Raw genomic sequence first — 23,613 nt, 5'->3', positions numbered from 1 at the left:
CTAGTGCCACTCATCTTATCTTGCGGTTAAGTTAAATCTCAAATCCCCCTCTCCCTGTTATGCAGCTTCATTGCACTCGTCCGGGTTGTTCTCGACCAACTAATGTTTTCCCTGACCTTGATGATGCCGCAACCCTGAAAACGGTTCAGCAAAAGTTTTGTACTAACTGTGGAATGCCATTAATCTTGGTGGGTCGATACCTACCAGTCAAACTATTAGGACAGGGAGGGTTTGGGGCAGCTTTTTTAGGACGCGATCGCTACACGCCCGGATTGCGTTCTTGTGTAATCAAGCAATTTCAGCCTTCAGGGCATCTCAGCACGACACAGCTTAAGATTGCTCAAGATTTGTTTGAGCGAGAAGCACAGGCACTAGAACAACTGGGGCGGGAACATCCTCAAATCCCTGATTTATTCGCGTTTTTTGAACTCCCTGTTGCAAATTCATCGACAAAGCAGGACGATAAGTTTTTTTATTTAGTTCAAGAATTCATTGACGGGCAGACACTTGAAGACGAGTTTCTCCAGAAGGAAAAATTTTCAGAATCAGAGGTTATAGTCGTCCTCCAGGAATGTCTCAAGATTCTAGAATTCGTTCATGCGAATGGATCGATTCACCGAGACATTAAATTGTCGAACATTATGCGTCACCAGAATGGACGCATTTACCTGCTCGATTTTGGGGCTGTGAAATACGCTACAAAAGCCGCCGGAAACTCAAATTCTTCTACAGGAATTTATTCGATTGGCTATGCGCCACCAGAACAAGTGTCTGGGGGAGAGATTTATCCTTCAACCGATCTCTATGCATTGGCTGCAACGTGTGTCATGTTGCTCACGGGCAAGCCCCACAACGAATTGTTTGATGCCTACAGCAACACATGGAGATGGCAAAATTTTGCAACGCCCAGCCGTTCATTAGCAGACGTACTGGATCGAATGTTGCTTGCTAATCCGAGTCAGCGTTTTCAATCAGCACAAGATGTTTTAGATGCACTCACTTCTAAACCGCCTGCCATGAGTCCGCTGATCGCAACTCCATCTCCCCCTGCGACTCCCTTCTCTTCGCCTGCTCCTCCCTCTCCGCCTGTGCCTCAGAAATCTACACTTCCTGCATTATCAATGGTTAGCCTTTTGAGTGGAGCGGCTTTTACGGGTTTTGAGGCAGGATTAATTGCGATCGCGCTCGTCAGTTTGCTGGGAACAACCTGGATTAGCGGTAGCTTTTGGCTGATCCTGCTCGGCATTTTAGTTCTGGCACAGCGCCTCCGAGTCATTGAAAAAGTCGATTTGGTGATTCTAGGAGCCGTCACGTTTGGCATCGTCGGCTTCTTTGGTCAACTGCATCGAGCATCTACCTTTGTCGCGCTGGGAAACTCGTTTCTTAATGTGCTGTTTCTGGCAATTGTAGGAGGCTTGGTCGTGGTCGTGGTTGCGATTTTTTTCCAACTGATCTATAAGCTCGTTTCCAGAATTCTGTAACACGGTGCCCCAAAAGATGTCCCAAAAAAACGAAACCCCAGCCTTGATCATTTCGCTTTTGATTACCGCAGGATTATTAGGCGGCGGGTTTTGGTGGTTCATGCAACGATCAGGGATGAAATTCGATACGTCGTCCCCAGTCAGCCTGCAAACTGCTTCACTGCAAGACCGGATTAGTGCTGGAGAATGCATTCTTTTACCTTCAGAATCATCCAATCCAGAGTTCAATTCACTCAAACAGGCAGGCATAAACGCGATCGCAGCGGCTCAATATCCGGAAGCGGTGAGGATGTTTGAGTCTGCGATGCAGAAATATAAAAATGCGCCAGAGACGCTGATTTATCTCAACAATGCTCGAATTGGACAACGCAATGCCCACACAATCGCAGTTGCTGTGCCGATTAAAACAGATTTAGCTGGTTCTGCCGAGATTTTGCGCGGTGTGGCGCAGGCGCAGAATGACATTAATCGAGCAGGTGGAATAAACGGCGTAGCGTTGAAGGTTGCGATCTCGAACGACGATAACGATCCTGAAACCGCTAAGCAACTCGCCAATGCCTTTATTCAAGATTCCAATATTTTGGGCGTAGTCGGGCATTATGCCAGTGATGTCAGCTTAGCAGCAGGCAGCGTCTACAACTCCGGTCAGCTCGTGAGCATTTCGCCCACCAGTAGCACTGTGAAACTCTCAGGCTTGGGGAAATACGTGTTTCGCACCGTTCCTAGTGATTATGTTGCCGCCCGAGCGCTGGTAGAATATACGGCAAAAACGCTGCAACAGAAAACTGTCGCTGTTTTTTTCAATTCTCAAAGTGCCTACAGCCAATCGCTCAAGTCTGAATTTTTCACCGCCATATCGCTGGTCGGCGGACAAGTTTCAGATGAATTTGATTTATCGGGTTCTGATTTTAGTGCAGCACGGGCGGTTGACCAAGCCCGCAAGTCAGGAGCCAAGGCATTCATGTTGGCAGCCAACACGGGAACATTAGATCAAGCATTACAAGTCGTTCAGGTGAATCAAAAGGGCAGAGCTTTGCTAGGCGGAGATGATATCTACACACCCAAAACTTTAGAAGTTGGAGGACAGCAAGCGGAGGGCATGATCGTCGCAGTGCCTTGGCATATCGAAAGTAATCCGCGCTCGCCATTTGTAGTCGGGTCGCGTCAGCTTTGGGGAGCAGATGTTAATTGGCGATCTGCGATCGCGTACGATGCCGCGCAAGCGTTTATCGCGGCATTACAGCAAAATCCAACTCGACAAGGCGTACAGCAAGCCCTAGCTACCGCTAACTTTTCAGCAACAGGAGCATCTCAGACCGTGCGATTTTTACCATCGGGCGATCGCATTGCCGGGATTCAGCTGGTTAAAGTCGTTCCAGGCACTCGATCAGGGACAGGCTTTGACTTTATGCCGGTGGATCGCAATTAATTTTTCTCTGCAACATCACTGGGTTCTGTATGTCTCAAAAAAATGAAACACCTGCATTAATTGCTTCGCTTTTGGTAACGGCAGGACTCTTGGGCGGAGCATTCTGGTGGTTTACTCAGCGCTCAGGGAATTTTGGTGCACCGATAGTGCAAAGCAGCAATCCGACTAGTAAGTCAAACACTGCCCCAAATTCTGGGCAACCCAGTAGTGGAACATTCGCACAAGTTCAAAATGTTCCATCAGGATTATTTCGCTATGGTGGCAGTACCTCTTGGGCACCGATTCGACTTGCCGTAGATGGGGCACTGCAAGCGGCGCGTCCTGAATATCGCTTGCAGTATACAGAACCCGCCACAGGTAGTCCGGGCTCTGGAACGGGGATCAAAGCGTTGATTGATGGGAATCTCGCGTTTGCTCAGTCGTCGCGCCCCGTGAGTGATGAAGAGTATCAACGAGCGCAAATCCGAGGGACAACGCTAAAACAGATTGCGATCGCAGTCGATGGTCTGGCAGTTGCGGTCAATCCGAGTCTAAATGTTCCAGGCTTGAGCGTTGAGCAACTCAAAAGAATTTACACAGGGCAAATTAATAACTGGCAGCAAGTGGGTGGGCCGAGTTTGCCGATTACCCCTATTTCTCGCAGTGCGGAATCGGGTGGCACCGTCGAACTGTTTGTCGAGCAAGTGTTAGGCGGACAAGCGCTGAGTAGAAATGTGCAGATTGTTGGGACAACAACGGAAGCGTTACGACAACTTGGAGCCACACCCGGAGGAATTTATTTTGCCTCTGCACCCGAAGTTGTGCCTCAGTGTTCAATCAAGCCGTTACCCATTGGGCGATCGCTTGACAAACTCGTTCCGCCCTATCAGGAACCTCTGATTAATCAATGTCCTAATCAGCGCAATCAATTAAACACACCAGCATTTCAGAGCGGCGAGTATCCCCTAACCCGCAATTTGTTTGTGATTGTGAAGCAGGACGGAGGCGTAGAGCAGCAAGCGGGAGAAGCCTATGCGAATTTGCTGCTGAGCGAACAAGGACAAGAATTAGTGGCTAAAGCTGGGTTTGTGAGAAGCCGATAATTAGATTTCTTGCAGCACCCTTTCTGGAAATACCCTTTCTTGAGATGCCCTTTCTTGAGATGACTGTGCAGCATAGCGGGTACGGAGCTTATTGATAGCTACGATCGCGGGTTGGTGGTTCGCCTGATTGCCTTGTCGTCATTGGATTGTTCATCATGCACGTTTCGCGTGAGCCGAAGGCAACGCTATGACTTTGGTCGAGCAGTTTGATTGTTATTGTCCCCCTGTCTAGAACATTACCCGCTCCAGGGCTGTTTCATTGTCAAAAATAGAAATCTGGACACTCGATTCTCTCGTTTAGCATTCTTGAATTTTTTGAACCTCACAAACGAGGGCTTACGACTTCCAGATATCTCCTGATCACAATGAAACAGCCCTGCCCGCTCGACATAGTCCGTCTTATCCGTTATCAAAGCAGTAAAACGGTAAAGGGCAAAAACCCTCTTAAAGTAGTAGAAAGATCTAGATACACTGCTAGAACGTTGCCGTTTGGGATAGAAATCATTGACCGCACAACTTCGAGCCGAACACGTCAGTTTCGCGGCGGGACGCATTGCTACTAGAAAACTGAGTCCTGCAATGGGGCCGTGTGTGCTGCGATCGCTTTCCTTCAACGTCTTTAAAGGAGACCAGATCGCGATCGTGGGTGCATCAGGATCTGGCAAAACGTCTTTGTTAAAATTGCTTAACCGCCTTGCTGATCCCCTTGAAGGAACACTCTATTTAGACAAAATTCCCTTCCCCAAAATTCCAGTGCTCTCTCTGCGTCAGCAAATTATGCTCGTCTCGCAAGAGCCAAAACTGCTAGGAATGACAGTTCAAGAAGCAATTCAGTATCCGCTCAAACTAAAAGGGATGCCCCAACGAGAGATCGAACCATCCGTTAACGAGTGGATTGAGCGCTTACATATTCCTCGCGACTGGTTGGAGCGCACCGAACTTCAAATGTCTTTAGGAGAGCGGCAATGGGTTGCGATCACGCGTGCTCTCGTCTGTCAACCTGCTATTTTGCTGCTTGATGAGCCAACCGCTTCGCTCGACGTTGGACGACAAGATCATCTTCTCAGACTGCTTTCGGAACTTCCTCAAACGATTCTGATGGCCACTCATCACCTAGAATTTGCCGCACAATTTAGTGGTTCCTGCGGAGTTGCGCCCTGCACTAATCGAGTACTGCACTTGCAGCAAGGTGAACTGATCCAAGATTTGATGGCCCATCAAGTAGATTGGCAGGATCTAAGAGGTGCGATCGCCCGAATTGAAGCCGAAGAATCCGCAGAATGGGATTAGCGACCTGAGGCAACCGTCTTTCGGCTTGCCTGATGCCCGTTTTGAGAATATGAAGGCGCATTCAGCAATTCAAGATTGAGCCGATAGCCGACATTTCTAACCGTTTGAATTAGATTAGGCTGCCGGGGATCAATTTCGACCTTTTTTCGCAAGGACAGCACATGCGTATCCACCGTGCGGGGATTATCGATCGCATCGGGCCACGCCCGCTGCAACAACTCCGATCGGCTAAGCGCCGTTCCCCCCGCTTGAGCCAACACATACAGCAAACTAAATTCTTGGGGTGTCAGCTCGATCAGTTCACCCTTAAAATGAACCCGGCGATGCACCAGATCAATTTTGAGATCGCCAAAGTCCAGATGAGCAGGCGGAGCCGATGCCCGACGCCGACGCATCAAAGCCTCTACCCTGGCTAAAAACTCCTGCATACCAAAAGGCTTCGTCAGATAGTCATCGGCACCCGCTCGCAATCCTTCTACAATGTCTGGCTCTGATGTGCGAGCCGACAGCATCAAGATCATTGCCAGTTGTTGCTGCTGTAGCCAACGGCAAAACTCCACTCCATCTCCATCTGGTAAATCAGAATCGAGAATTACCAGATTCGGCTGACGCATCAGAAAGATCTCTCGCGCTTGGTGCAAATCAGCCGACTGATGGACGTGATATCCTGCCTGCTGTAAATGCCATCCAAGAAGCGATCGCAGATGCGGGTTCCCTTCTACGATTTGAATGTTTGAGGCTCCCACGGAGGCTGATTTCCCTTAGTTTGCTGCCTTTCAGATTAGCAAAGCCAATCAGTATCGGTTTGTAACGCCTGTTACCCAGGCTCTTGTCTAATCCTACACAAGGCAAAAAGTCTACCTCAAGTTTATGCCGTTAGGATTATGCAACATGGGGTGAGCTAAGAAGGGTTGATGTTAAGATTAAGACTAGGAATGTAAGTTCTTTACTACAGGACATCGTCGTCGTTTACACGGGACTTATGCTTCAAGACGCGCCCACGATTCGTTACTACCAAAGGCTCACCGACGCTCTGGTTGAGCATTGGAACCGGGGATATCGCTATGATGATCTCCGGATGTATATGGAGGGATACATCGCTTCTCTTCGTCACTCTAATGCGCTGGAACCGTTCCAGATTCATCGATTAGAAGAAGAGTTGACGCGATACCTCTATGACCCTTCAAATTTTGAGATGACGATGCCAGAACCAGACCGAGACTATCGTTAAGGAATACGTTAGGGCGCTGACCAAAGCGCCCTAACGCGTTCTTTGAGGACGTTCTAAAACGTTCTGGCAGAGGTTTGCGGATGTGTGACTCCTCCGGAAATTGCGCTCTGCGCTAACTGGATAATGAGGCATCGTCAGGCACTTTTGCGATCGGAGCCGATCGGCTTCAAGAAGTCTGCCTGATCGCGCCCTCTGGTGAGTCTTAAGATGCCAAAGCAACTTCTACAAGCTGCTGAAGTTCACCTTTTTGGTACAGCTCAATCAAAATGTCAGAGCCGCCTAAAAACTCGCCATTTACGTACACTTGCGGGATGGTAGGCCAATTAGAATATTCTTTGATTCCCTGGCGGATTTCAGGGTCTTCCAGTACGTCCACCGTTTCATAAGGAACGCCTAGCGCATTGAGGATTTGAACCACGTTGTTTGAGAATCCGCACATGGGCATTAGCTTACTGCCCTTCATAAAAACGACAATTTTGCTTTGTTTGACTAGATTGTCGATGCGATCGTTGGTGTCTGTCATAAGTGTTATTTAGGGATGAACTTCAGTAAAGATGGATTAGGGCTTTGCTGCCCATTCTTCGGGAGTAAAGGTGTTGAGCGATAGGGCATGAATCGCTTCTGATGCCATCGCTTGCTTGACTGCGCCATAGACAAGCTGATGCTGCTGCACGCGGCGTTTGCCCTCAAACGACGAAGAGACAACGGTGACATCAAAATGCTCCCCATCTGGGCTGACAACGCTTACTTGAGAATTTGGCAACCCAGCCTTGATCATCGCTTCAACCTGATCCGGGCTAATCATTCCTGCTCCTCTCACTGACTGCAAAGACTTCTTATAGTCTAACTGGTTAGGGAAAGCGATCGCTCGATCAGCAGGATAGATGGGGAGCGCGATCGCAGAAAAGTGATTTGCAGTGCAGGGTTAGCTAGTCGGAGGCCGTTTACCACGCTACTAGTTGCAGATTCTCCACTTCTTGAAAATGGGCATTGCCAGTCACAAGCGTCAAACCAGATTGCAATGCTAATGCTGCAATCCAAACATCATTTTCAGGTAATGAACGGCCCTTAATTCTTCACCTGTTCTCGCGTCAGCATAGTAACGAGCCGTATCAGCATTACACTCAATTTGCTGTTTATAATCAAGTTCCTCAATCCGCTTTAGATTCTCCTGAAAACAAATTTTCCTGAAAACGCCTTGATTTCTTTGCGCCATAGTGCAACTCTTCGATCACAATACTTGGAATTAAAGATCCACTACTGTAAACAACAGCCCCAGAAATTTCTAATTTTCTAAAAAATGTCGTAAACTTTTGTTAATGACATTCATATACCGCGATGACCACCCCCGGATTTGGCAAGAAAGTTCACCAAGAGAAAAAGCAGTCTCAGGGCGCATCAAAGCGAGAGAAAGCCTCGAAGCAGTATGACGAATTTAAGTCGAGCGGGCTGCCGGAATATGAGATTTACATGCGGGTCAAAGATAAAAAGCCTTGGTTTCCGGTGGGCGCGATCGCGGTGAAACGTTCTAACCAAATTAATGCGGCAATTTATGGCAATGAAGAAGAATTGCTAAAAGGCGCGTTTCGCCTGTTTCCGATTCTCAAGAAAAATAAAGAGAATCTGGAATATGGCTATCGCTTAAAAGAATACAAGGACGAGCCGATCGAACTCGCTACACGTCCAGCGACGAAAGCTTTAGGTGGTGTTCAGCAAGCGATTTCGCAAGTCGGCGACAAAATTAGCTCGCTGTTTAAGAAAAATTAGAAATTTATAGCCTGTTGCAGGCATTACGAACTTAAAAGGCTGGAAGACGCTGTGGATTTTGCGTGCGGTTACGATTCGCTTCGTTAAGCTCCGAATTGTCTTTCTAGGCTTGCGCTCTGCATCGATCGCGCACTTCATAGATCGAAAACTGCATAATTTGTCTTTAACTATAACTACATAAACTTGCCTAGAGAGAGTATTGACGAAGTTTTCCATCCGGGTTAACTTCGTGAGGGCTTAGCTAAAGCATTGGATTCACTGCGCCAACTTGATGTACTTAACCCTTGACCTGGTTTTACATCTCTTAGGCTAGCTTGTGCATCTTAGCGTTGTAAATTACGTTTCGCTTCGCAAACAGCTTCTCAATCATTTCTACGTAAACAAAGGTATTACCGAGATGAAGACAGTTTTTGGAATCGCTTCTGCATTACTAATCGGTGCAGAAGCATTGGCGATGGGACAAGCGACAGCAATTGGCACTGAGTCTACCCTAAAGGAAACTACACAATCTTTTCAAATTGCTCAGGTAACAAAAACTCCGATGCCGGCACAACCTGTCGAAGTTAAGAAGCCGACTAGCGCCATGACATTTGGCTTGGCAGACGGAACGCGGGTCAAGATGAAGTTTAAGCAAACCGTTTCTTCTAAGACGGCGAAACAAAACGATCCAATTGAATTTGAAGTTACTGAAGATATTAGAATTGGCAATACTACCGTGATTGCTAAAGGAGCAACAGGAAGAGGCGTTGTCACTAAAGTACAGCGTTCTGGAATGCTGGGTCGGAAAGGCAAATTAGAAATTGCGATTAATGATGTTGATTTGACGAGCGGTGAACGAATTGCAGTTCGAGCAAGCCAAGAAAGCGGAGGAGGCAATTCAGGCGGTGTGATTGCGTTGGCGGCAGTTATTAACCCACTTTTCTTGCTGATGAAAGGCAAGAATGTGACTTACGAAGCCGGGACAGAAACTTCGGTTTTTGTTGATGGTAACTTTCAACTGGATCAAGCTAAATTTGTCAGGTAGCAGCTAGTAGTTCACAACTTAATTACAGAACAAACGCTTGAAATCATGATACGGAGGGGGTTTCATGAGAATTATTACATTCAGATCATGAAACCCTATGAATAGGTTGCTCTACTTCTGTATGCCTTGTGAATTGAAGGACGATCCTCTAACAAGTGTCTCCAATAACAAGTATCCCCATGCGCTCACTTTAGACGTGTTTTCAGAGATACCAAAGTCAGCGATCGCATCAAATGCATTGAAGTAGCGAAATATCAGAGCATATGTGGCATCCACGCGCGAAAAAGAACGCAGCCATTGCAACAAGAATGCTGGAACCGACGTCTATAGAAAAGAGTGCAAATGAGTTGAATTAACAGCGATCGATCTGCATGTTGATCTGCGCAATCAGTAGGTTGTAATTAGGCAAATTGAATATTGGCGCATGAGATATTGTGTAGCAAATTCAGCAACAGCGACTGAAAAAGGCATCCGATTGCTTAAGTTAGAACTCAGTCACAATGCTTCTCAGAGCTTTTCAAAATAGGGCAAACGATCATGTATACAACCCAAAAAACATTTAAGTCCTCCCGCCAAGTCATCACGGTTGCGCTAACTGGACTGCTCCTAATATCTAGTGCAGCCGTATCAAGACAATCTGCACTGAGCGCTCCACTCAAGGCTGAAGTTGCTCAGCAATCGCTACAACTGCCTCAATCAGTCGAACAAAAGGTTCGCCAAGATTTGGCACAGCGTCTCAACGTGCCAGTACAGGATCTGAAGATTGCCAGTTTCAGTCGGGAAACGTGGCCTGATGGTTGCTTGGGGTTGGGGGGGCCAGCAGAAGGTTGCTTGCTAGCTCAGGTGGCAGGATGGCGAGTGGAAGTCACTGATGGACAGCAAACGTGGGTCTATCGAACCGACAAAACCGCCAACGCACTCCGATTAGAACCACAATCTAACACTGTCGTGTTGCCGTCAGCCGTTCGTCAACGCCTGATTCGCAGGGTGGCTAGAGAGATTCGGATTCCAGCGTCTCGGTTACGCATTGCAGAAGTTAAATCTGCCGTTTGGGATGGCTGTTTGGGCATCTTTAAACCGGGACAAGCGTGTACCAGAATTGCCCTTCAAGGATGGCAAGCCATTTTGACGGGAGGCGATCGCAGTTGGGTCTATCACCTCGATCAATCGGGGAGCCGGATAGCCCAAAATCCAACAGCGAGCGGCAGCCGAGGTGGATTAGTGCCTTCGTTTATTCCAGAGCAGAACATCATTCCTACGCTCGAACCCAATGTCATCTTTCAATCCACGATTAGTGGAGATCTTTCAGGAAAGGTGACGCAAACCTCTTTAACGGCTGACGGTGTGATCACACGATTGGTTACTGCCCCAAATATTCGCTCTCGTCCTGTCGTGTTGAAGCGGTTAACTGAGCAGCAGGTGCAGCAGTTTCAACAGGTCTTGCAAAACCAACGGTTCAGCAATCTCAATGCTCTAAGATATTTGAGTAGCGCAGCATTTGCAGATTATCCGACCACAACCCTGCAAGCGATGGGAAGCACTGTTCAATATATTGACCTGGAAAAAGACAATCTTCCCGAAGCATTACGGCAAGTGATTCAAAGTTGGGAAAAGCAGGAGAAATAGAATGACGGCGGGTTGTGTTGCAAAAACCAAGTTAGGATGTGCCTTGCAATTTTTGTGACATAACCAAGCCTATGTAATCTGTCACTTGCAGGGTTTGTTGCAGGGAGGAACGGTTAGTGCCAGTGCCTGAACGGATGCTTCGCTAAATTTGAATTGTAATACCGCAGATCGCTAGACACTTCTTGTCCAATCCAACTAGGAAGCGCGATCGCTTGGGCTTCATCAGCCAACTCTACTTCCGCGACGATCAGTCCCGCATTTTCACCCAAAAATTCATCGACCTCCCAAACTAATCCATCTAGAGGGATTCGGTAGCGATGTTTCTCAATCAGAGGCGGATCGCAGAGTGTATCGAGCAGTTGCGCAGCATCTTCAAGGGGAATCTCATACTCAAACTCTGATCGCGAAATGCCTTGCGTTTTTCCCTTAATCGTCAAAAAGCCTTGCTGACCTGCAATTCTCACTCTCACCGTCCGTTGATCGGTGGTTGGAATATAGCCTTGACGATAGAGCGTTCCCGTGGCTAGGGTACGCCAATCGTCGTTGCTCACTAAAAATTTACGCTCAATTTCCATCATGACCTCTTAGCTTGTTTGTTCACGTAAATATAAGAAGGCTGAAATTTCTTCAGATGTTGGCTGAGCCGCGATCGCGCCCGCCCGAACCGTTGTCAATGCTCCGGCAGCACTGGCATACTGCACCACTTGTCGCACTACTTGCGGATCTTTAAAGTCTTGTAAATTATGGTGGCAAAGTTGATGCACAAATCCGGCTAGAAAGCTGTCTCCGGCTCCGGTCGTATCTTCAACATCAACCTTGAACGCGGGAATCGTGCCTTCGTTGGTTCCCAAGCAGTAGGCTAAACCGTGTTCCCCTTTGGTGACAAGCACGCCTTCAAGCGAACCGAGTCGATATGCGATCGCGCCCGGATCGGTCGTTCCAAACAGCCACTCGGCTTCTTCTTCTGCCAGTTTGAGAAAATCAACGCGCTTGATCATCTCGTGAATTAGCGGCGGTGCTGCTTCTGGATCGTTCCAAAACACCGGACGCCAGTTGACATCTAGTACGATTTTGACGAAAAACTGTTCGGCAAGAGATAGTGCTTGTGCGATCGCGGCTTGGCTGTCCACATACGCTAACTCCAGTGTGCCAAGCACGAGGTAATCTGCTTGCTGAAACAATTCCACGGGCAGGTGCTCGGCTTGGAGATGAGTATCGGCAAATTCGTCGGACGAGCGCTGGTCACCAAAGGCAACAAAACTGCGATCGCCGCTATCGGAGCGCAACACTAGCACGGTGCGCGTCGGAGCCGTAGGATGAAATTGCACTCCCCGCGTATCAACCCCAACCGTTTGCAGCAATTTGACAAGCGATCGCCCCTCTTCATCCTCTCCAATACAGCCGACAAACGCTGTTGGAGTGCCCAATTTTGCTAGGGCACAGGCAACATTTGCAGGCGCACCTCCAGGGTAAGATGTCCATGACGTGACCGCTTCGAGCGGGCGTCCTGGCTGGTCGGCAATACGATCAAATAGAATTTCACCTAGACAGATTACACGCGGATTCAGCACAGCTATTTCCTTGAGGTGTCATTTATAGTGTATTTGCCAGAATTGCTCGAAACCTAAAGAAACTCTTAATTCCCTTATCAATTGACCTATGGCATCTTCTCTACCTCCCGGATCAATGGGGTTACCGCTCATTGGTGAAACGCTTCAGTTTCTGACCGATCGCAATTTTGTGCAGAAACGCTATCAGCGTCACGGTTCGGTGTTCAAAAGCCACATCATAGGCAGACCAACCGTGTTTATGGTCGGGCCAGATGCCGTAGAGTTTCTGCTCTCTAGCGGATTCGACAATTTTTCGTGGCAAGATGGGTGGCCTGACACGTTCAAGATTTTGTTGGGGCGATCGCTGTTTGTGCAAGAGGGCGAAGAACATCGTAGAAATCGACGGCTGATTATGCCTGCGTTTCACGGAGCAGCATTAGCGCGATATTTCTCATCAATGGAAGAGATTACGCAGCAATATTTAAAGAAATGGGAACAACAGCAGACTCTCCAATGGTATGAAGAATTTAAGCAACTGACCTTTGATATTGCCAGTCAAATTTTTCTAGGAACACCACCCGGCGAAGAAACAGAACGCTTAAGCCAGTTGTTTACCACCTTAACAAGCGGGTTGTTTAGCTTTCCAAATCTTCCCGGAAGCCAGTTTAAGAAGTCTCTCGCCGCTCGAAATGCCCTTTTAGATCATCTTGCCATTGTAATTAATCAGCGAAAAGAAAATCCCACCGACGATGCGTTGAGTTTGCTGTTAGATGCGCAAGATGAAGAGGGAAATCGCCTAAGTTTTGAAGAAATTCGAGCGCAAGCGATGTTACTCCTCTTTGCAGGACATGAAACCACAACGTCAGTGCTAACGTGGTTCGCGCTAGAGGTAGCCAGAAATAAAGGTGTGTATCAAAAAGCAAAGGCAGAACAGCAGACATTTAGCGATCCTGTGACATTGGAGCAGATCAGCAAAATGCCCTATCTCGATCAGATATTCAATGAGATTGAACGCTTGCATCCCTCTGTCGCCGGCGGCTTTCGAGGAGTTGTTAAATCGTTTGAGTTCAATGGTTATTCCGTTCCGGCAGGGTGGTTGGCGCAGTACTCAATTTTGCACACGCACCGCCTTCCCGAAGTGTATCCCGAACCGGAGAAATTTGACCCCGATCGCTGGCACAACACGAAGCAAAAGCCGTTTAGTCTGATTGGGTTTGGAGGCGGTTCTAGAGTGTGTATCGGATTAGCGTTTGCCAAGTTAGAAATGAAGTTAGTGGCGGCGCATTTACTACGGCATTACGAATGGGAACTGTTGCCCGATCAACGCTTGGAACCCGTACAGATTCCAACTCGCCGACCCAAAGATGGACTGCGGGTGATCTTTCGCTCTGCAATCGACTAGCAGAACGGGTTGGAGCAATCTGCCATACAATAACGATCTTGCCTCTAGTCGCTATTACCATGAGTTATTTTCGTCCTGCGATCGCAGCTATGAAGGGTTACATTCCCGGTGAACAACCCAAACCCGGAACCCAAATCATTAAACTCAACACGAACGAAAATCCCTATCCGCCATCGCCCAAAGCGCTAGAAGTTCTACACCATCTCGATAGTGAGTGGTTACGTCGCTATCCTGATCCGTTTGCACGAGATTTTTGTCAGGCAGTCAGCGAGGCGCTGGGTGTACCTGCTGATTGGATCATTGTAGGCAATGGCAGTGATGACATTCTTAACGTGTTGGTGAGAGCCTGCGGAGAAGGGCGCGATCGCACAATTGTTTATCCAACTCCAACTTACGTGTTGTACCGCACGCTATCTGCGATGCAGCCTGCGGAAGTCGTTGAGATTCCCTATTCGTCAGACTTTAAACTACCCATTGACGATCTTGTTGCCGCAAATGGCGCAGTAACGTTTATAGCGTCTCCCAATAGTCCATCCGGGCACGTTGTTCCGCTCGATGACTTGCATGAGTTAGCAAGACGGCTACAAGGCGTATTAGCGATCGATGAAGCTTACGTTGATTTTGCTGACTATTCTGCGCTTCCTTTAGTATCTCAATATGAAAACGTGATTGTGTTGAGAACCCTATCGAAAGGATATTCGCTAGCCGGATTGCGAATGGGGTTTGGAATTGCGAATCCAGCCTTGCTAGAAGGATTGTTCAAGGTGAAGGATAGTTATAACATCGACGCGATCGCAACCTTAGTCGGCACTGCCGCTATGCGCGATCAAGCTTATAAAGAGGCGTGCGCTCAGAAAGTCAAAACATCACGAGCAAAACTGACAGTCGATCTCAAGAATTTAGGGTTTACCGTAGGTGAGTCTCACGGGAATTTTGTTCTTGCAACTCCCTTATCGCAGAAGGCAGAAGACCTATATCTAGGACTAAAAGATCGAGGTATTCTTGTTCGTTACTTCAACCAGCCTGGATTAGATGACAAGCTCCGAATTACAGTTGGAACAGAAGCGCAAAATCAACGCTTGATCGAAACTCTGCTTAACCTAGAATCAGCCAGCCGTCACCTCTAATGATTTCTCTCCTAACTCATGCCTTACCGCTATCTTCTGTTCTACAAACCGTATAACGTTCTAAGCCAATTTACCGATAACAGTCCGCCAGGTCAAACACGACTAACCCTTAAAGATTTCATTCCAATTCCTGATGTTTATCCTGTTGGACGTCTCGATCACGACAGCGAAGGACTAATGTTGCTGACTAATCATGGACAGCTTCAACATCGCCTCAATGACCCAAAATTTGAGCATCCGCGCACCTATTGGGTACAAGTTGAGCGCGTTCCAACTGAAGAGGCGCTGGATATTTTGCGACAGGGCGTTAAAATTCAAGACTATAAAACGCGCCCTGCTCGCGTATCGATGATTGCCGAACCTGATCTGCCCGATCGCGATCCACCGATTCGGTTTCGGAAGCAGATTCCGACGGCATGGCTCGAAATCATCCTCACTGAAGGGAAAAATCGCCAGGTCAGACGCATGACCGCCGCCGTCGGCTTTCCGACATTACGTTTAATAAGAGTCGCGATCAACACTTCGCCTACAAATCTACCTCTTCAACTCACTGGGCTTGCTCCCGGACAATGGCGCGATTTAACACCTGAAGAAGTACAGTCTGTGCTGAAGCTCTTCCATCGAAGATAGACTCGCTCCGATGGAGAGATTACCTCACCTTAGAGACTAGATGTTTTTCCCGTTTCAGCTTGTGTTGGAATTGGTTTTACATCTGTATAGCCCATACCGTGAGCAATTTCTCGCAGCAACGAGATTTGCTGCTCAAAATCTAGCGCTTCAATACTACTCAAGCTTGCATTAACCGAGTCGGCTGCATTGTAGTCACTTGGCATTCCCACAACCGTTTCACCCATGCGTTCTGCCCAATCAAACCAAATTAGCAGTTGGTTGTTTTCTTTGATCGCCCCATAAGCGTGGGAATACTCAGTGTCAGCACCATTTACAATGTCACGCATCACGTTGAGCTGATCGTCATGAGAAAGATTGTAAAAAGTATCCGATAAAAGAGGCGACAACTCCGGTTCAGCAGCCGTTGGGTCAGCCGGGGTCACTGAATCTCCCATCTTTTTGTAAACGTAATAGAGCAAGGCTAGCTTGTCGTCCGTGCCTAACTTTTCATACGTTTCTATTGCCTTTAATGTCTTTTCATCTAAATAGTCTGATCGCTCTGTGTTCTGATTTGCAGACTCAGCCATAATCTATTCTCCAGCTATAACGTTTCAGTCGCTTCAAGGTGTATCAGGTTCGACCATTGGGCGTCGCCTTTCTCTAGAACGACCTTGCGATCGCTTTCTAATCCTCCTAATGAAAGAGATCGGAAATCCCCCTTCAGAAGGTTTAAGACAGTGGGTGCAATTCTGATAGGGTGACAGCAAGTTCAGATTTTCAGATTTGATAGAGTGTGCTGTTTGGACTTAACTTATTACCAGGAGCTTGTTATGTCAGAAACTAATAAAGATTTCAATCAGACTTACGACGCTGAGGAAATGACAGAAGAGATTGAGAGCGGCGATCGTCCTGCTCCTAACGTTGATGTTTCAGCAGACTATGAAGCTTCCAAAGAACTCAGCGTCAGCAGCGTTGATCAAAGTGGGGAAGGCGCTAAAGCTGCTGAAGCTGCTACTGCACCTCAGTTTAAAGTTCCTGAAGCCGAAGAGACCAAAACTAGCGCAGAACCTACAGGTGATCCGAGCGCATACAAGCAGATGGCTGGAGAAGTGAATTCAGTTTCGGGCAGTACAAAAACTGATGGCGATCCCGTCAAAAAGGCAATGGATCTCGGCACGCCTGGTCAGTCGTAGATCATTTCACCGTCAGATCGGCGAACAGAGCTTAGCGATTAGAATCGCTGCTATGTGACTAAAGGTTGCTGATTTATGAGTTTCTCAGTTTAGGGATGGAACGCTGAGCGCTGCCATAATCTGACAGGCGGGCGTTGTATAACGGCAACTTTATTGTTTGTTCAACTCTAGTCGTTAAGCTTGTCGAACTATGGAATTTTAAGATGTGAGCAGAGGTCTTCTGCTGTTATTCTACTTTTGCAATGGAGTAGGGTTAAGCATGTCTCCGCCCGATGGTCTCTGCATTAATCGCTGCGAAATGGCCAATCCTATCAAAACCGAAGCTAGAAACACTAACATCCCAATCAGCGCCAAGGTTCGGTAAGTGCGGCGTTGATCTAGTCGGAGAGTGGGATATTTGAGTTTTGAAGGCAACACTGTTTCTTTAATCTGAGCTAAGTTATGGCGAGTTAGCGTTGTCGCTAGTTCATTGCCCAAATTTGCCCGCCGAATTCTCAGTGCTTCTGTTAGCGCATCGTAAGCCTCTGTAATACGTTCTTGGCAAAACGAGAGCGTTCCCAATTGATGCATTGCCCACGCTTCGATCTGCTCATCACTCAGTGCCCATGCCGCTTTCAAACTCCAGCGCAACGCCTGTCGCCATGCTTCCCATTGGTTTCCCAACACAAGTGCTACTTCAATAGCAGAAATTAGCCTTAGCCCATCTCTCCACCGCCGTTGCTCCATCATCCAGTGAAGCCCATACATCAGAACTCGATGTTCTCCTAAAATCTCAGTATGCTGAGATTGATGCGTTTCTGCCCAAGGAATGAGATATGCGATCGCCCGCTCCATCCAAGGTGTGGCATTAAACTCGGCTTGCAACACATCGGCTAATCCGTCGGTCAATACGTAGCGATCGTTGATGCATTGAATTAAATGCCGCTCCAAAAGCGACTGCAAACTTGGGTATGGATTGGGCGGCCCTACCATTGCTGCAATTTGTTCTGCTCTCAGCCCAGTTCCTCCCATTGCTGTTAACAGCGCCACAATCCACCGTTGGGATTTCGGCAACGATGCCAAACTCAAGCGCGTAAACGTGCGAATCGGCTCGTTGGTCTGGATGTACTGAAGCGTGTGCTCTAGAGATACTCTGTCTTCTCGCACAAGAGCTGCCGCTTGCAGCAATCGCTGCGGATTTCCTTCGAGCAATTGCCAGAGCGATTTGAGTGTGGTCTGTTCAAAAGGCCGTTGCTCTGGTGTAACAGGTGCGCGCCCGTGAGAGGCGACTTGTCCTAGCTCTCGTTCGAGCAACAGGCAGGTCTCTTCTAACGTCAACCCTGACAGTTCGATTAGCAGAGGCGACTCTGAAGCAACCGTCACCTCTGCTGTGCCAACTCGCCGCCTTGACGCGACAATTAAGGTGCAATTAGGCAGTGCAGCTTTGATCCGATTGATTTCAGGCTCAGTCAGGGTTGGCGAGTCAAGCGCGATTATGGCGCAGCGAGCGCGCAACGCTCGCTGCATTTCGTGAATTGAACGCTGAACACCCGTAGGAGTCGTATAAAACGCCTCAAATAAGTGTTGAAACACCTCTGAAACGGTTAGCGGTTGACCAATGTAAAACCGATTCGGCTGAGCAAGCCCTTCAGAGTTTGCACCTCCAGGACTAACTTGCGGATGCAAAATCAGTTGTTTCAAAAAAGCCGATTTTCCGACTCCGGGTTCTCCACAAATCTCAAGCGTTCGATGAGTGTGTAATGCCGATCGCGCCAGTTCTAACTCAGCTTTGCGTCCGATTAAATTGGGGGCGTCCGGCAACTGGCTAATCGGTGTAGCTCTTAGCATTGGCGCTGCCACTGGCGTTTCTGTAACCGTTAGCAAAACCCCGTGCTTTGACCCAACGGCTAAACGGTACTGACCGATTGCTACATGTCCAATAATTTCATGCTCAAGCGCTGTCTCCAGGGAATCAGAAAACGTAGAGTGAAACATAAGACCGGCTTGATAGAGAATGAGGAAGCATCACGATAGACTGTCAACAAAAATTAGACATAAGACCGCTCAGCTTATGCGGAGCAACCTGTCTTAATTTCTTTGTTTTGTTCGAGCACCCCTTAGCATAACAAGCCGAATCTGAGGGAATAGTATATCGCGGATCAAACTGGGCTGGGCTCGGCGCTTTCTGCCTCTGTTGATCGATGGATTTCCGTGCTCCTCAAAGGTGGTTTAGACCGCAGCTGATCGAGGGTTTCAACGAAGCTCTCAACGTTCTCAAAGTCGCAGTACACAGACGCATAGCGAATATAAGCTATTTCACTGAGCGATCGCAGATGCTGCAACACCAAATCGCTAATTTCGCGGCTCTCAATTTCTCGGTAGGTGCGCTGCTGCAACTCAGCCTCTACCGCACTCACCAGCGCTTCGACCTCAGCTTCTAGAACGTGGGTGCGATCGCAGGCTCGAATCACTTCCCGCAGCAGCTTTGAGCGATCAAACGATTGCCGTTCTCCGTTCTGGTTAATCACGACAATCGGCGCAAACTCAATTCGCTCATAGGTCGTGAATCGATGGGTACACTTCAAACACTCCCGTCGTCGCCGGACACTTTGCCCGCTCTCCGCCGATCGTGACTCCAAAACCCGATTTTCCAGATGATGACAAACAGGACAGCGCATAATTTCTGTTGACCAAAGAAATAGTAGCTCACGCATCCCTAAAGGTTCTTAGGGAGCAATCTGAATCCCTTCTAAATCCTGTTGTGAATCTCTGTAAAGGCAATTGTAAATGCAACAGCAGTCACAGTAGAGTCAGCATCAGGGGTAAAACGCCCCCAAACTGGCTTGCGTCTTATAAGTCCCATCATACCCCTAGTGTGTTAAGTCTCAGAACTTTTTCTCTTCCGCTATCGGCAGCGTTGTTTTTTTATCGTGATTTTCGTTCCAATTAAAGGGCACATATTCAGCAACGCGTTGCCGAATATAACTTTTTTCTGACGTGGATCTCCTGCTTGGTGCGATCTTGATCACAAACATTCCTTCACACTCGTTAGAACTGGACGGACGATGGGCAACTTTACTAAAGAAGACGGAGACAGTCATTTCCCCCTAGATTGTGTCTTCCCATCAGCCCGTTGTCCCCTTGCTGATGCGCTACTTCTGCCAACGTTCTCTCAGCGCCAAATTGCCCGTTTTTTTGTATTCCTCTTGCCGTCTTTCCGAGCAAGACTCCTTCAGCATCCCAACCATTAAGGCAACCCGTATAAATTCTATTATGAAGCAGCGATTCACGCCGTGTTCCCGGTGGGCGTTGGGGCTGGTTACGCTCTGCCTCCGCCTGTTTCTTCTGTTAGTGCCCTCACAGCGGGAGTGTGACGCATGATATCTTCTGACGTTAAAAAGCAGAAACTCTTGGTCGTGGATGACGAGCCAGATAACCTTGACTTGCTCTACCGCACCTTTCATCGCGAGTTTCGAGTGCTAAAGGCAGAAAGCGGGCCAGTGGCGCTACAGCTATTAGAGCAAGAGCCAGATATCGCGGTGATCATCTCCGATCAGCGCATGCCGTTAATGAGCGGTACAGAGTTTTTGAGCCTCACCGCCGCTCAGTATCCCGATATTATTCGGATTATTTTGACGGGTTACACCGATGTAGAAGACTTGGTAGAAGCGATCAACTCTGGCAAAGTCTTCAAGTACGTCACGAAGCCGTGGGATGATGAAGAACTCAAACTGGTGGTGCGACAAGCAGCAGATACGCACAATGTTCTGAAAGCCAGAACTCAAGAGCTTCGACGCACCTTACGGCGAGAATCGCTGCTCAATGCGGTCACTGGCACAATTCGCAGTGCCTTGAGCTATGAGGAAATTTTGCAAACGCTCGTTGAAAAAGTTGGCAGCACCTTAGAAGTGAGCCACGCGATCGTCCGCTCTGTAAAAGATGGCGAGTTTGACGCTCAAAACTTTAGATTTTCTGCTTCTGAGATAGAAGAACCGACCTGCTTTGTTCCTCCCATTTGGAAAACATCTCAGATTGAAGTTATTCAAGACAGCGAAAGCGATCTGCGAATAGAGCAGGATAGTCTTCAGCCGCTCTATCAGCAGACGGGCATTCGCTCTAGCCTCATTGTGCCGCTCGCCTTTCAATCTGAACTGATGGCAGTTCTAGCGCTTCATGTGTGTGGTGAACCGCGCCAATGGCAACAAGAAGAAGTAGAACTGATGGGCATGGTGGCAGATCAATCTGCCTTAGCGCTCTCTCAAGCCCGCGCGTATGAAAAAGTCCGGGCACTGGCAAAACGGGAAGCACTGATCAATACGATCACAACCGCGATCCGATCGAGTCTTGATCGGCAAAAGATTTTCTCTGCGATCACCCAGCAACTCGGACAGGGCTTAGAAGTCGATGGCTGCGTTCTGTCGCTGTGGACAGAAGACGATGAATTTGTTGAATGTGTCGCTTTGCATGATGGCAGTTGGCAAGCGCCACCGGAACAGTATGAATTACCTGAGTCGAGCATTCCCATTGCGGGCAATCCGGTTCTGCAACAGCTAATGGCGACGCAACAGCCAGTTGTTCTCAATAGTTTGGCGAACCACCCAGAAATGGATCATCTAGAGTTTCGCTCGCCCACCTGTGCACTGCTGGTCGTTCCGTTGATTGCAGACGGCAAAATTATTGGCAGCATCTCTTTGCGGCAAAATCACTATCCTCGCTATTGGCAAGCGGCGGAGATTCAATTGGCTCAGTCCGTTGCGGCTCAAGCCGCAATCGCGGTGCAGCAGTCGCGCCTCTACGAAACCACGCGTAACCAAGCCGAGAAATTGATCGAACTCGATCGGCAAAAAACGGAGTTCTTTCAAAATATCTCCCACGAGTTCCGCACGCCCCTGACGCTGATGGTCGGACCGCTTGAAGGGGCAGTGGCTCAGCAGCAAGGCTTATCCTTTGAGCAATCGACGATCGCGTTGCGAAATTCTCGTCGTCTGCTTCGATTGGTCAATCAACTTCTAGATCTACAGCGCCTCAATGCTGGAAGAATGCAGCCCAAGTTTCAAGCGTGCAACTTGACAGACTTTGTGGCTCAAATTGTCGAGACCTTCCGCGCCTACTGTGAGAAAAAGGGACTCACCCTCTCGACCGAGTTGAGCGACTGCCCGCCAATATACCTGGATGCCGAAAAGTTTGATAAAGTCCTGTACAACTTGCTCTCCAACGCGATGAAGTTTACACCTGCGGGTAAGAGCATCACGGTGACATTGCAATCAGATGGCGAACAGTGCATTTTGCAGGTGCGCGATCGCGGTATTGGCATTCGCGCCGATCAGCTTCCCTGCTTGTTTGAGCGATTTCGTCAAGCAGAAGGCTCGACTAACCGTAGCTTTGAGGGCACAGGCTTAGGACTTGCTCTAGTGAAAGAATTAGTCGAAATTCATGGCGGGCAGGTCACGGTAGACTCTACCTACGGTGAGGGCACAACCTTTACAATTCGCCTGCAAACTGGCTCAGATCATTTGCCGTCTGAGCAAATTCAAGACTCCTTAGCCGAAGTTCAAGCAAGTCGGGCTTCGATCGAGTTAGCAGACTTAGAGACCGAACTGCAAGACTTTGCAGACTCCTCAGATGTGCTCAACCCCGAATTAGTTGTGCCTCACAGTTCTGATCAGCCCAGAATTTTAGTCGTAGACGACAATCCTGATTTGCGTTCCTATGTGTCAGGCATTTTGCGACAGCAGGGCTATCTCGTTTGGACTGCCCGCAACGGTGGGGAAGGCTTTGAACATGCTCAAACGCTGCGTCCGTCGCTGATTGTCACCGATCTGATGATGCCTAAGGTATCCGGTCTCGACCTGATTCGGATGCTGCGAGAGCAAGACGATTTGAAAGGAATTCCGGTCGTGCTGTTGACGGCAAAAGCCGATGAAGATACTCGCATTGAAGGCGTTGAGCGAGGAGCGGATGCCTATCTATCCAAACCGTTCAACGATCGCGAACTGTTGGCAGAAGTGCGTAACTTACTGTCTCTCAAAGAAAATGAACAGCGCGTCTCTCGGCTCAATACTTATCTGACTGGCTCTGTTCTCAGCCGCTTTCTACCGCCTAGCCTGGTACATCGAGCCGCCAAAGGTGAGTTGTCGCTTGATTTGCGCCCCGAACCGCGCATGATCACAGTGCTATTTAGCGATATTGTTGGCTTTACCCAACTCTCCAATACCCTGCGATCGCGCCGCGTGGCGGAGTTGCTCAATGAGTATCTCGCCTGCATGACGCGCACGATTTTCGAGAATGGCGGCACAGTGGACAAATTTATGGGCGATGCGATTTTAGCCATCTTTGGTGCGCCGGAAGAGTTGACACCGAACGAACAGGTTCGACGCGCGATCGCAGCAGCACGTCAAATGTATGCTGCTCTCGATGACCTCAATGCTCGATGGGAATCTCAAGGCATTCACCGCGTTCAGTTCCGGTGCGGGATTCATCAAGGCACTGCTGTTGTGGGCATGTTTGGCGGCGAGGAGCGCTCTGACTATACGGCGATTGGTCCAAGCGTCAATATTGCTGCTCGGCTTCAAGAAGCGGCTCAACCGGGTGCAATCTTAGTGTCGGCGGCAGTGGCAGATTATCTCGACGAGGATATTATGACCAAAGAGAGCCCGTTGAAGCTTAAAGGGGTTGATGAAACCGTTCTAACCTTCTCCGTCAATCCTCATGTACCAGCGCCAGCGATCGCTTAGGGAACAGAAATTCACCATCAGAGACTAGGATAGAAGGAATTCTGAAGGGGTTGATCCGGTATTCGATCCTTCAAAGGTAAAATTCATTC

Annotated in this window: 23 protein-coding genes; 13 read left to right on the top strand and 10 right to left on the bottom strand. The window is 48.4% G+C overall.

All coding sequences use genetic code 11. The features are described 5' to 3' along the window. Positions 1-59 precede the first annotated feature (59 nt). From AC5I6P_RS23295 to AC5I6P_RS23280, 4 genes are all read left to right on the top strand, one after another. The gene (locus AC5I6P_RS23295; protein WP_495696151.1) at positions 60-1,481 is read left to right on the top strand and encodes a protein kinase domain-containing protein; all 1,422 of its coding nucleotides are present in this window, start codon (positions 60-62) and stop codon (positions 1,479-1,481) included. 16 nt (positions 1,482-1,497) lie between these two features. Beyond that, the gene (locus tag AC5I6P_RS23290; RefSeq protein WP_495696150.1) at positions 1,498-2,910 is read left to right on the top strand and encodes an ABC transporter substrate-binding protein; all 1,413 of its coding nucleotides are present in this window, start codon (positions 1,498-1,500) and stop codon (positions 2,908-2,910) included. A 29-nt stretch (positions 2,911-2,939) separates the two neighbouring features. Continuing rightward, positions 2,940-3,992 carry a PstS family phosphate ABC transporter substrate-binding protein gene (locus tag AC5I6P_RS23285; RefSeq protein ID WP_495696149.1) on the top strand — a complete coding sequence of 351 codons (1,053 nt, stop codon included), beginning with the start codon at positions 2,940-2,942 and terminating at the stop codon, positions 3,990-3,992. 504 nt (positions 3,993-4,496) lie between these two features. Further along, complete coding sequence (locus AC5I6P_RS23280; RefSeq protein ID WP_495696148.1) at positions 4,497-5,282, top strand: ABC transporter ATP-binding protein; 786 nt, start codon at positions 4,497-4,499, stop codon at positions 5,280-5,282. On the opposite strand, the gene AC5I6P_RS23275 is transcribed toward AC5I6P_RS23280, so the two are convergent. Beyond that, positions 5,279-6,028 carry a response regulator transcription factor gene (locus tag AC5I6P_RS23275; RefSeq protein WP_495696147.1) on the bottom strand — a complete coding sequence of 250 codons (750 nt, stop codon included), beginning with the start codon at positions 6,026-6,028 and terminating at the stop codon, positions 5,279-5,281. The genes AC5I6P_RS23280 and AC5I6P_RS23275 overlap by 4 nt on opposite strands. A gap of 236 nt (positions 6,029-6,264) precedes the next feature. Here AC5I6P_RS23275 and AC5I6P_RS23270 point away from each other — a divergent pair, with 236 nt between their 5' ends. Then, positions 6,265-6,513 (top strand): DUF6761 family protein, encoded by a 249-nt coding sequence (locus AC5I6P_RS23270; protein ID WP_495696146.1) that lies wholly within the window; start codon positions 6,265-6,267, stop codon positions 6,511-6,513. Positions 6,514-6,715: 202 nt separating this feature from the next. Here AC5I6P_RS23270 and grxD read toward each other — a convergent pair whose 3' ends face one another. The 4 genes from grxD to AC5I6P_RS23250 all read right to left on the bottom strand — a co-directional run bounded on the left by grxD (position 6,716) and on the right by AC5I6P_RS23250 (position 7,729). Continuing rightward, the gene (grxD, locus tag AC5I6P_RS23265) at positions 6,716-7,036 is read right to left on the bottom strand and encodes a Grx4 family monothiol glutaredoxin (RefSeq protein ID WP_495696145.1); all 321 of its coding nucleotides are present in this window, start codon (positions 7,034-7,036) and stop codon (positions 6,716-6,718) included. A gap of 36 nt (positions 7,037-7,072) precedes the next feature. Continuing rightward, a complete protein-coding gene (locus tag AC5I6P_RS23260; RefSeq protein ID WP_495696144.1) occupies positions 7,073-7,318 on the bottom strand; it encodes a BolA family protein in 246 nt (81 codons plus the stop codon). A 139-nt stretch (positions 7,319-7,457) separates the two neighbouring features. Beyond that, positions 7,458-7,535: a hypothetical protein gene (locus tag AC5I6P_RS23255; protein WP_495696170.1), complete on the bottom strand. Its 78-nt coding sequence runs from the start codon at positions 7,533-7,535 to the stop codon at positions 7,458-7,460. A 2-nt stretch (positions 7,536-7,537) separates the two neighbouring features. After that, positions 7,538-7,729 carry a hypothetical protein gene (locus AC5I6P_RS23250; RefSeq protein WP_495696143.1) on the bottom strand — a complete coding sequence of 64 codons (192 nt, stop codon included), beginning with the start codon at positions 7,727-7,729 and terminating at the stop codon, positions 7,538-7,540. 122 nt (positions 7,730-7,851) lie between these two features. Between AC5I6P_RS23250 and AC5I6P_RS23245 the strand changes: the two genes are divergently transcribed. The 3 genes from AC5I6P_RS23245 to AC5I6P_RS23235 all read left to right on the top strand — a co-directional run bounded on the left by AC5I6P_RS23245 (position 7,852) and on the right by AC5I6P_RS23235 (position 10,930). Next, positions 7,852-8,280, top strand: coding sequence for an HHL1-like protein (locus AC5I6P_RS23245; protein WP_495696142.1), 429 nt, complete (start codon positions 7,852-7,854; stop codon positions 8,278-8,280). A 397-nt stretch (positions 8,281-8,677) separates the two neighbouring features. Then, complete coding sequence (locus tag AC5I6P_RS23240; protein WP_495696141.1) at positions 8,678-9,304, top strand: hypothetical protein; 627 nt, start codon at positions 8,678-8,680, stop codon at positions 9,302-9,304. 537 nt (positions 9,305-9,841) lie between these two features. Continuing rightward, positions 9,842-10,930: a DUF8738 domain-containing protein gene (locus AC5I6P_RS23235; protein WP_495696140.1), complete on the top strand. Its 1,089-nt coding sequence runs from the start codon at positions 9,842-9,844 to the stop codon at positions 10,928-10,930. A gap of 113 nt (positions 10,931-11,043) precedes the next feature. On the opposite strand, the gene AC5I6P_RS23230 is transcribed toward AC5I6P_RS23235, so the two are convergent. Continuing rightward, the gene (locus AC5I6P_RS23230) at positions 11,044-11,508 is read right to left on the bottom strand and encodes a CYTH domain-containing protein (protein WP_495696139.1); all 465 of its coding nucleotides are present in this window, start codon (positions 11,506-11,508) and stop codon (positions 11,044-11,046) included. Between the two features lie 6 nt (positions 11,509-11,514). Next, complete coding sequence (locus AC5I6P_RS23225; protein ID WP_495696138.1) at positions 11,515-12,501, bottom strand: carbohydrate kinase family protein; 987 nt, start codon at positions 12,499-12,501, stop codon at positions 11,515-11,517. Between the two features lie 88 nt (positions 12,502-12,589). Between AC5I6P_RS23225 and AC5I6P_RS23220 the strand changes: the two genes are divergently transcribed. The 3 genes from AC5I6P_RS23220 to AC5I6P_RS23210 are packed head-to-tail and all read left to right on the top strand — an operon-like array spanning position 12,590 to position 15,639. After that, positions 12,590-13,882 carry a cytochrome P450 gene (locus AC5I6P_RS23220; RefSeq protein WP_495696137.1) on the top strand — a complete coding sequence of 431 codons (1,293 nt, stop codon included), beginning with the start codon at positions 12,590-12,592 and terminating at the stop codon, positions 13,880-13,882. Beyond that, complete coding sequence (gene hisC, locus AC5I6P_RS23215; RefSeq protein WP_495696136.1) at positions 13,783-15,009, top strand: histidinol-phosphate transaminase; 1,227 nt, start codon at positions 13,783-13,785, stop codon at positions 15,007-15,009. The genes AC5I6P_RS23220 and hisC overlap by 100 nt, the downstream gene beginning before the upstream one ends. A gap of 18 nt (positions 15,010-15,027) precedes the next feature. After that, positions 15,028-15,639, top strand: coding sequence for a pseudouridine synthase (locus tag AC5I6P_RS23210; protein WP_495696135.1), 612 nt, complete (start codon positions 15,028-15,030; stop codon positions 15,637-15,639). Between the two features lie 29 nt (positions 15,640-15,668). On the opposite strand, the gene AC5I6P_RS23205 is transcribed toward AC5I6P_RS23210, so the two are convergent. Next, positions 15,669-16,205, bottom strand: coding sequence for an orange carotenoid protein N-terminal domain-containing protein (locus tag AC5I6P_RS23205; RefSeq protein WP_495696134.1), 537 nt, complete (start codon positions 16,203-16,205; stop codon positions 15,669-15,671). A gap of 243 nt (positions 16,206-16,448) precedes the next feature. Between AC5I6P_RS23205 and AC5I6P_RS23200 the strand changes: the two genes are divergently transcribed. After that, on the top strand, positions 16,449-16,811 hold the full coding sequence (locus AC5I6P_RS23200) for a hypothetical protein (RefSeq protein WP_495696133.1): 363 nt from the start codon (positions 16,449-16,451) through the stop codon (positions 16,809-16,811). A 231-nt stretch (positions 16,812-17,042) separates the two neighbouring features. Here the strand turns inward: AC5I6P_RS23200 and AC5I6P_RS23195 are convergent, their stop codons facing one another. Both AC5I6P_RS23195 and nrdR read right to left on the bottom strand, forming a co-directional pair. Beyond that, positions 17,043-18,785, bottom strand: a complete 1,743-nt coding sequence (locus tag AC5I6P_RS23195; RefSeq protein ID WP_495696132.1) for a hypothetical protein — start codon at positions 18,783-18,785, stop codon at positions 17,043-17,045. Between the two features lie 164 nt (positions 18,786-18,949). Further along, a complete protein-coding gene (gene nrdR, locus AC5I6P_RS23190; protein WP_495696131.1) occupies positions 18,950-19,504 on the bottom strand; it encodes a transcriptional regulator NrdR in 555 nt (184 codons plus the stop codon). A gap of 663 nt (positions 19,505-20,167) precedes the next feature. Between nrdR and AC5I6P_RS23185 the strand changes: the two genes are divergently transcribed. Continuing rightward, positions 20,168-23,524 (top strand): response regulator, encoded by a 3,357-nt coding sequence (locus AC5I6P_RS23185; RefSeq protein WP_495696130.1) that lies wholly within the window; start codon positions 20,168-20,170, stop codon positions 23,522-23,524. The last annotated feature ends 89 nt before the right edge of the window (positions 23,525-23,613 follow it).

Source organism: Myxacorys sp. (assembly GCF_059501405.1).
The sequence above is the reverse complement of the archived record's forward strand: the minus strand, read 5'-3'. Positions and strand labels throughout refer to the sequence as shown.

Bases quoted from the DNA above. Each gene is read 5' to 3' on its own strand.
- AC5I6P_RS23200 (WP_495696133.1), top strand. From the start codon at position 16,449: ATGTCAGAAACTAATAAAGATTTCAATCAGACTTACGACGCTGAGGAA.
- nrdR (WP_495696131.1), bottom strand. From the start codon at position 19,504: ATGCGTGAGCTACTATTTCTTTGGTCAACAGAAATTATGCGCTGTCCT.
- AC5I6P_RS23220 (WP_495696137.1), top strand. From the start codon at position 12,590: ATGGCATCTTCTCTACCTCCCGGATCAATGGGGTTACCGCTCATTGGT.
- AC5I6P_RS23230 (WP_495696139.1), bottom strand. From the start codon at position 11,508: ATGATGGAAATTGAGCGTAAATTTTTAGTGAGCAACGACGATTGGCGT.
- AC5I6P_RS23295 (WP_495696151.1), top strand. From the start codon at position 60: ATGCAGCTTCATTGCACTCGTCCGGGTTGTTCTCGACCAACTAATGTT.
- AC5I6P_RS23185 (WP_495696130.1), top strand. From the start codon at position 20,168: ATGATATCTTCTGACGTTAAAAAGCAGAAACTCTTGGTCGTGGATGAC.
- AC5I6P_RS23290 (WP_495696150.1), top strand. From the start codon at position 1,498: ATGTCCCAAAAAAACGAAACCCCAGCCTTGATCATTTCGCTTTTGATT.
- AC5I6P_RS23285 (WP_495696149.1), top strand. From the start codon at position 2,940: ATGTCTCAAAAAAATGAAACACCTGCATTAATTGCTTCGCTTTTGGTA.
- hisC (WP_495696136.1), top strand. From the start codon at position 13,783: ATGGGAACTGTTGCCCGATCAACGCTTGGAACCCGTACAGATTCCAAC.
- AC5I6P_RS23210 (WP_495696135.1), top strand. From the start codon at position 15,028: ATGCCTTACCGCTATCTTCTGTTCTACAAACCGTATAACGTTCTAAGC.
- AC5I6P_RS23235 (WP_495696140.1), top strand. From the start codon at position 9,842: ATGTATACAACCCAAAAAACATTTAAGTCCTCCCGCCAAGTCATCACG.
- AC5I6P_RS23205 (WP_495696134.1), bottom strand. From the start codon at position 16,205: ATGGCTGAGTCTGCAAATCAGAACACAGAGCGATCAGACTATTTAGAT.
- grxD (WP_495696145.1), bottom strand. From the start codon at position 7,036: ATGACAGACACCAACGATCGCATCGACAATCTAGTCAAACAAAGCAAA.
- AC5I6P_RS23260 (WP_495696144.1), bottom strand. From the start codon at position 7,318: ATGATTAGCCCGGATCAGGTTGAAGCGATGATCAAGGCTGGGTTGCCA.
- AC5I6P_RS23270 (WP_495696146.1), top strand. From the start codon at position 6,265: ATGCTTCAAGACGCGCCCACGATTCGTTACTACCAAAGGCTCACCGAC.
- AC5I6P_RS23245 (WP_495696142.1), top strand. From the start codon at position 7,852: ATGACCACCCCCGGATTTGGCAAGAAAGTTCACCAAGAGAAAAAGCAG.
- AC5I6P_RS23250 (WP_495696143.1), bottom strand. From the start codon at position 7,729: ATGGCGCAAAGAAATCAAGGCGTTTTCAGGAAAATTTGTTTTCAGGAG.
- AC5I6P_RS23240 (WP_495696141.1), top strand. From the start codon at position 8,678: ATGAAGACAGTTTTTGGAATCGCTTCTGCATTACTAATCGGTGCAGAA.
- AC5I6P_RS23195 (WP_495696132.1), bottom strand. From the start codon at position 18,785: ATGTTTCACTCTACGTTTTCTGATTCCCTGGAGACAGCGCTTGAGCAT.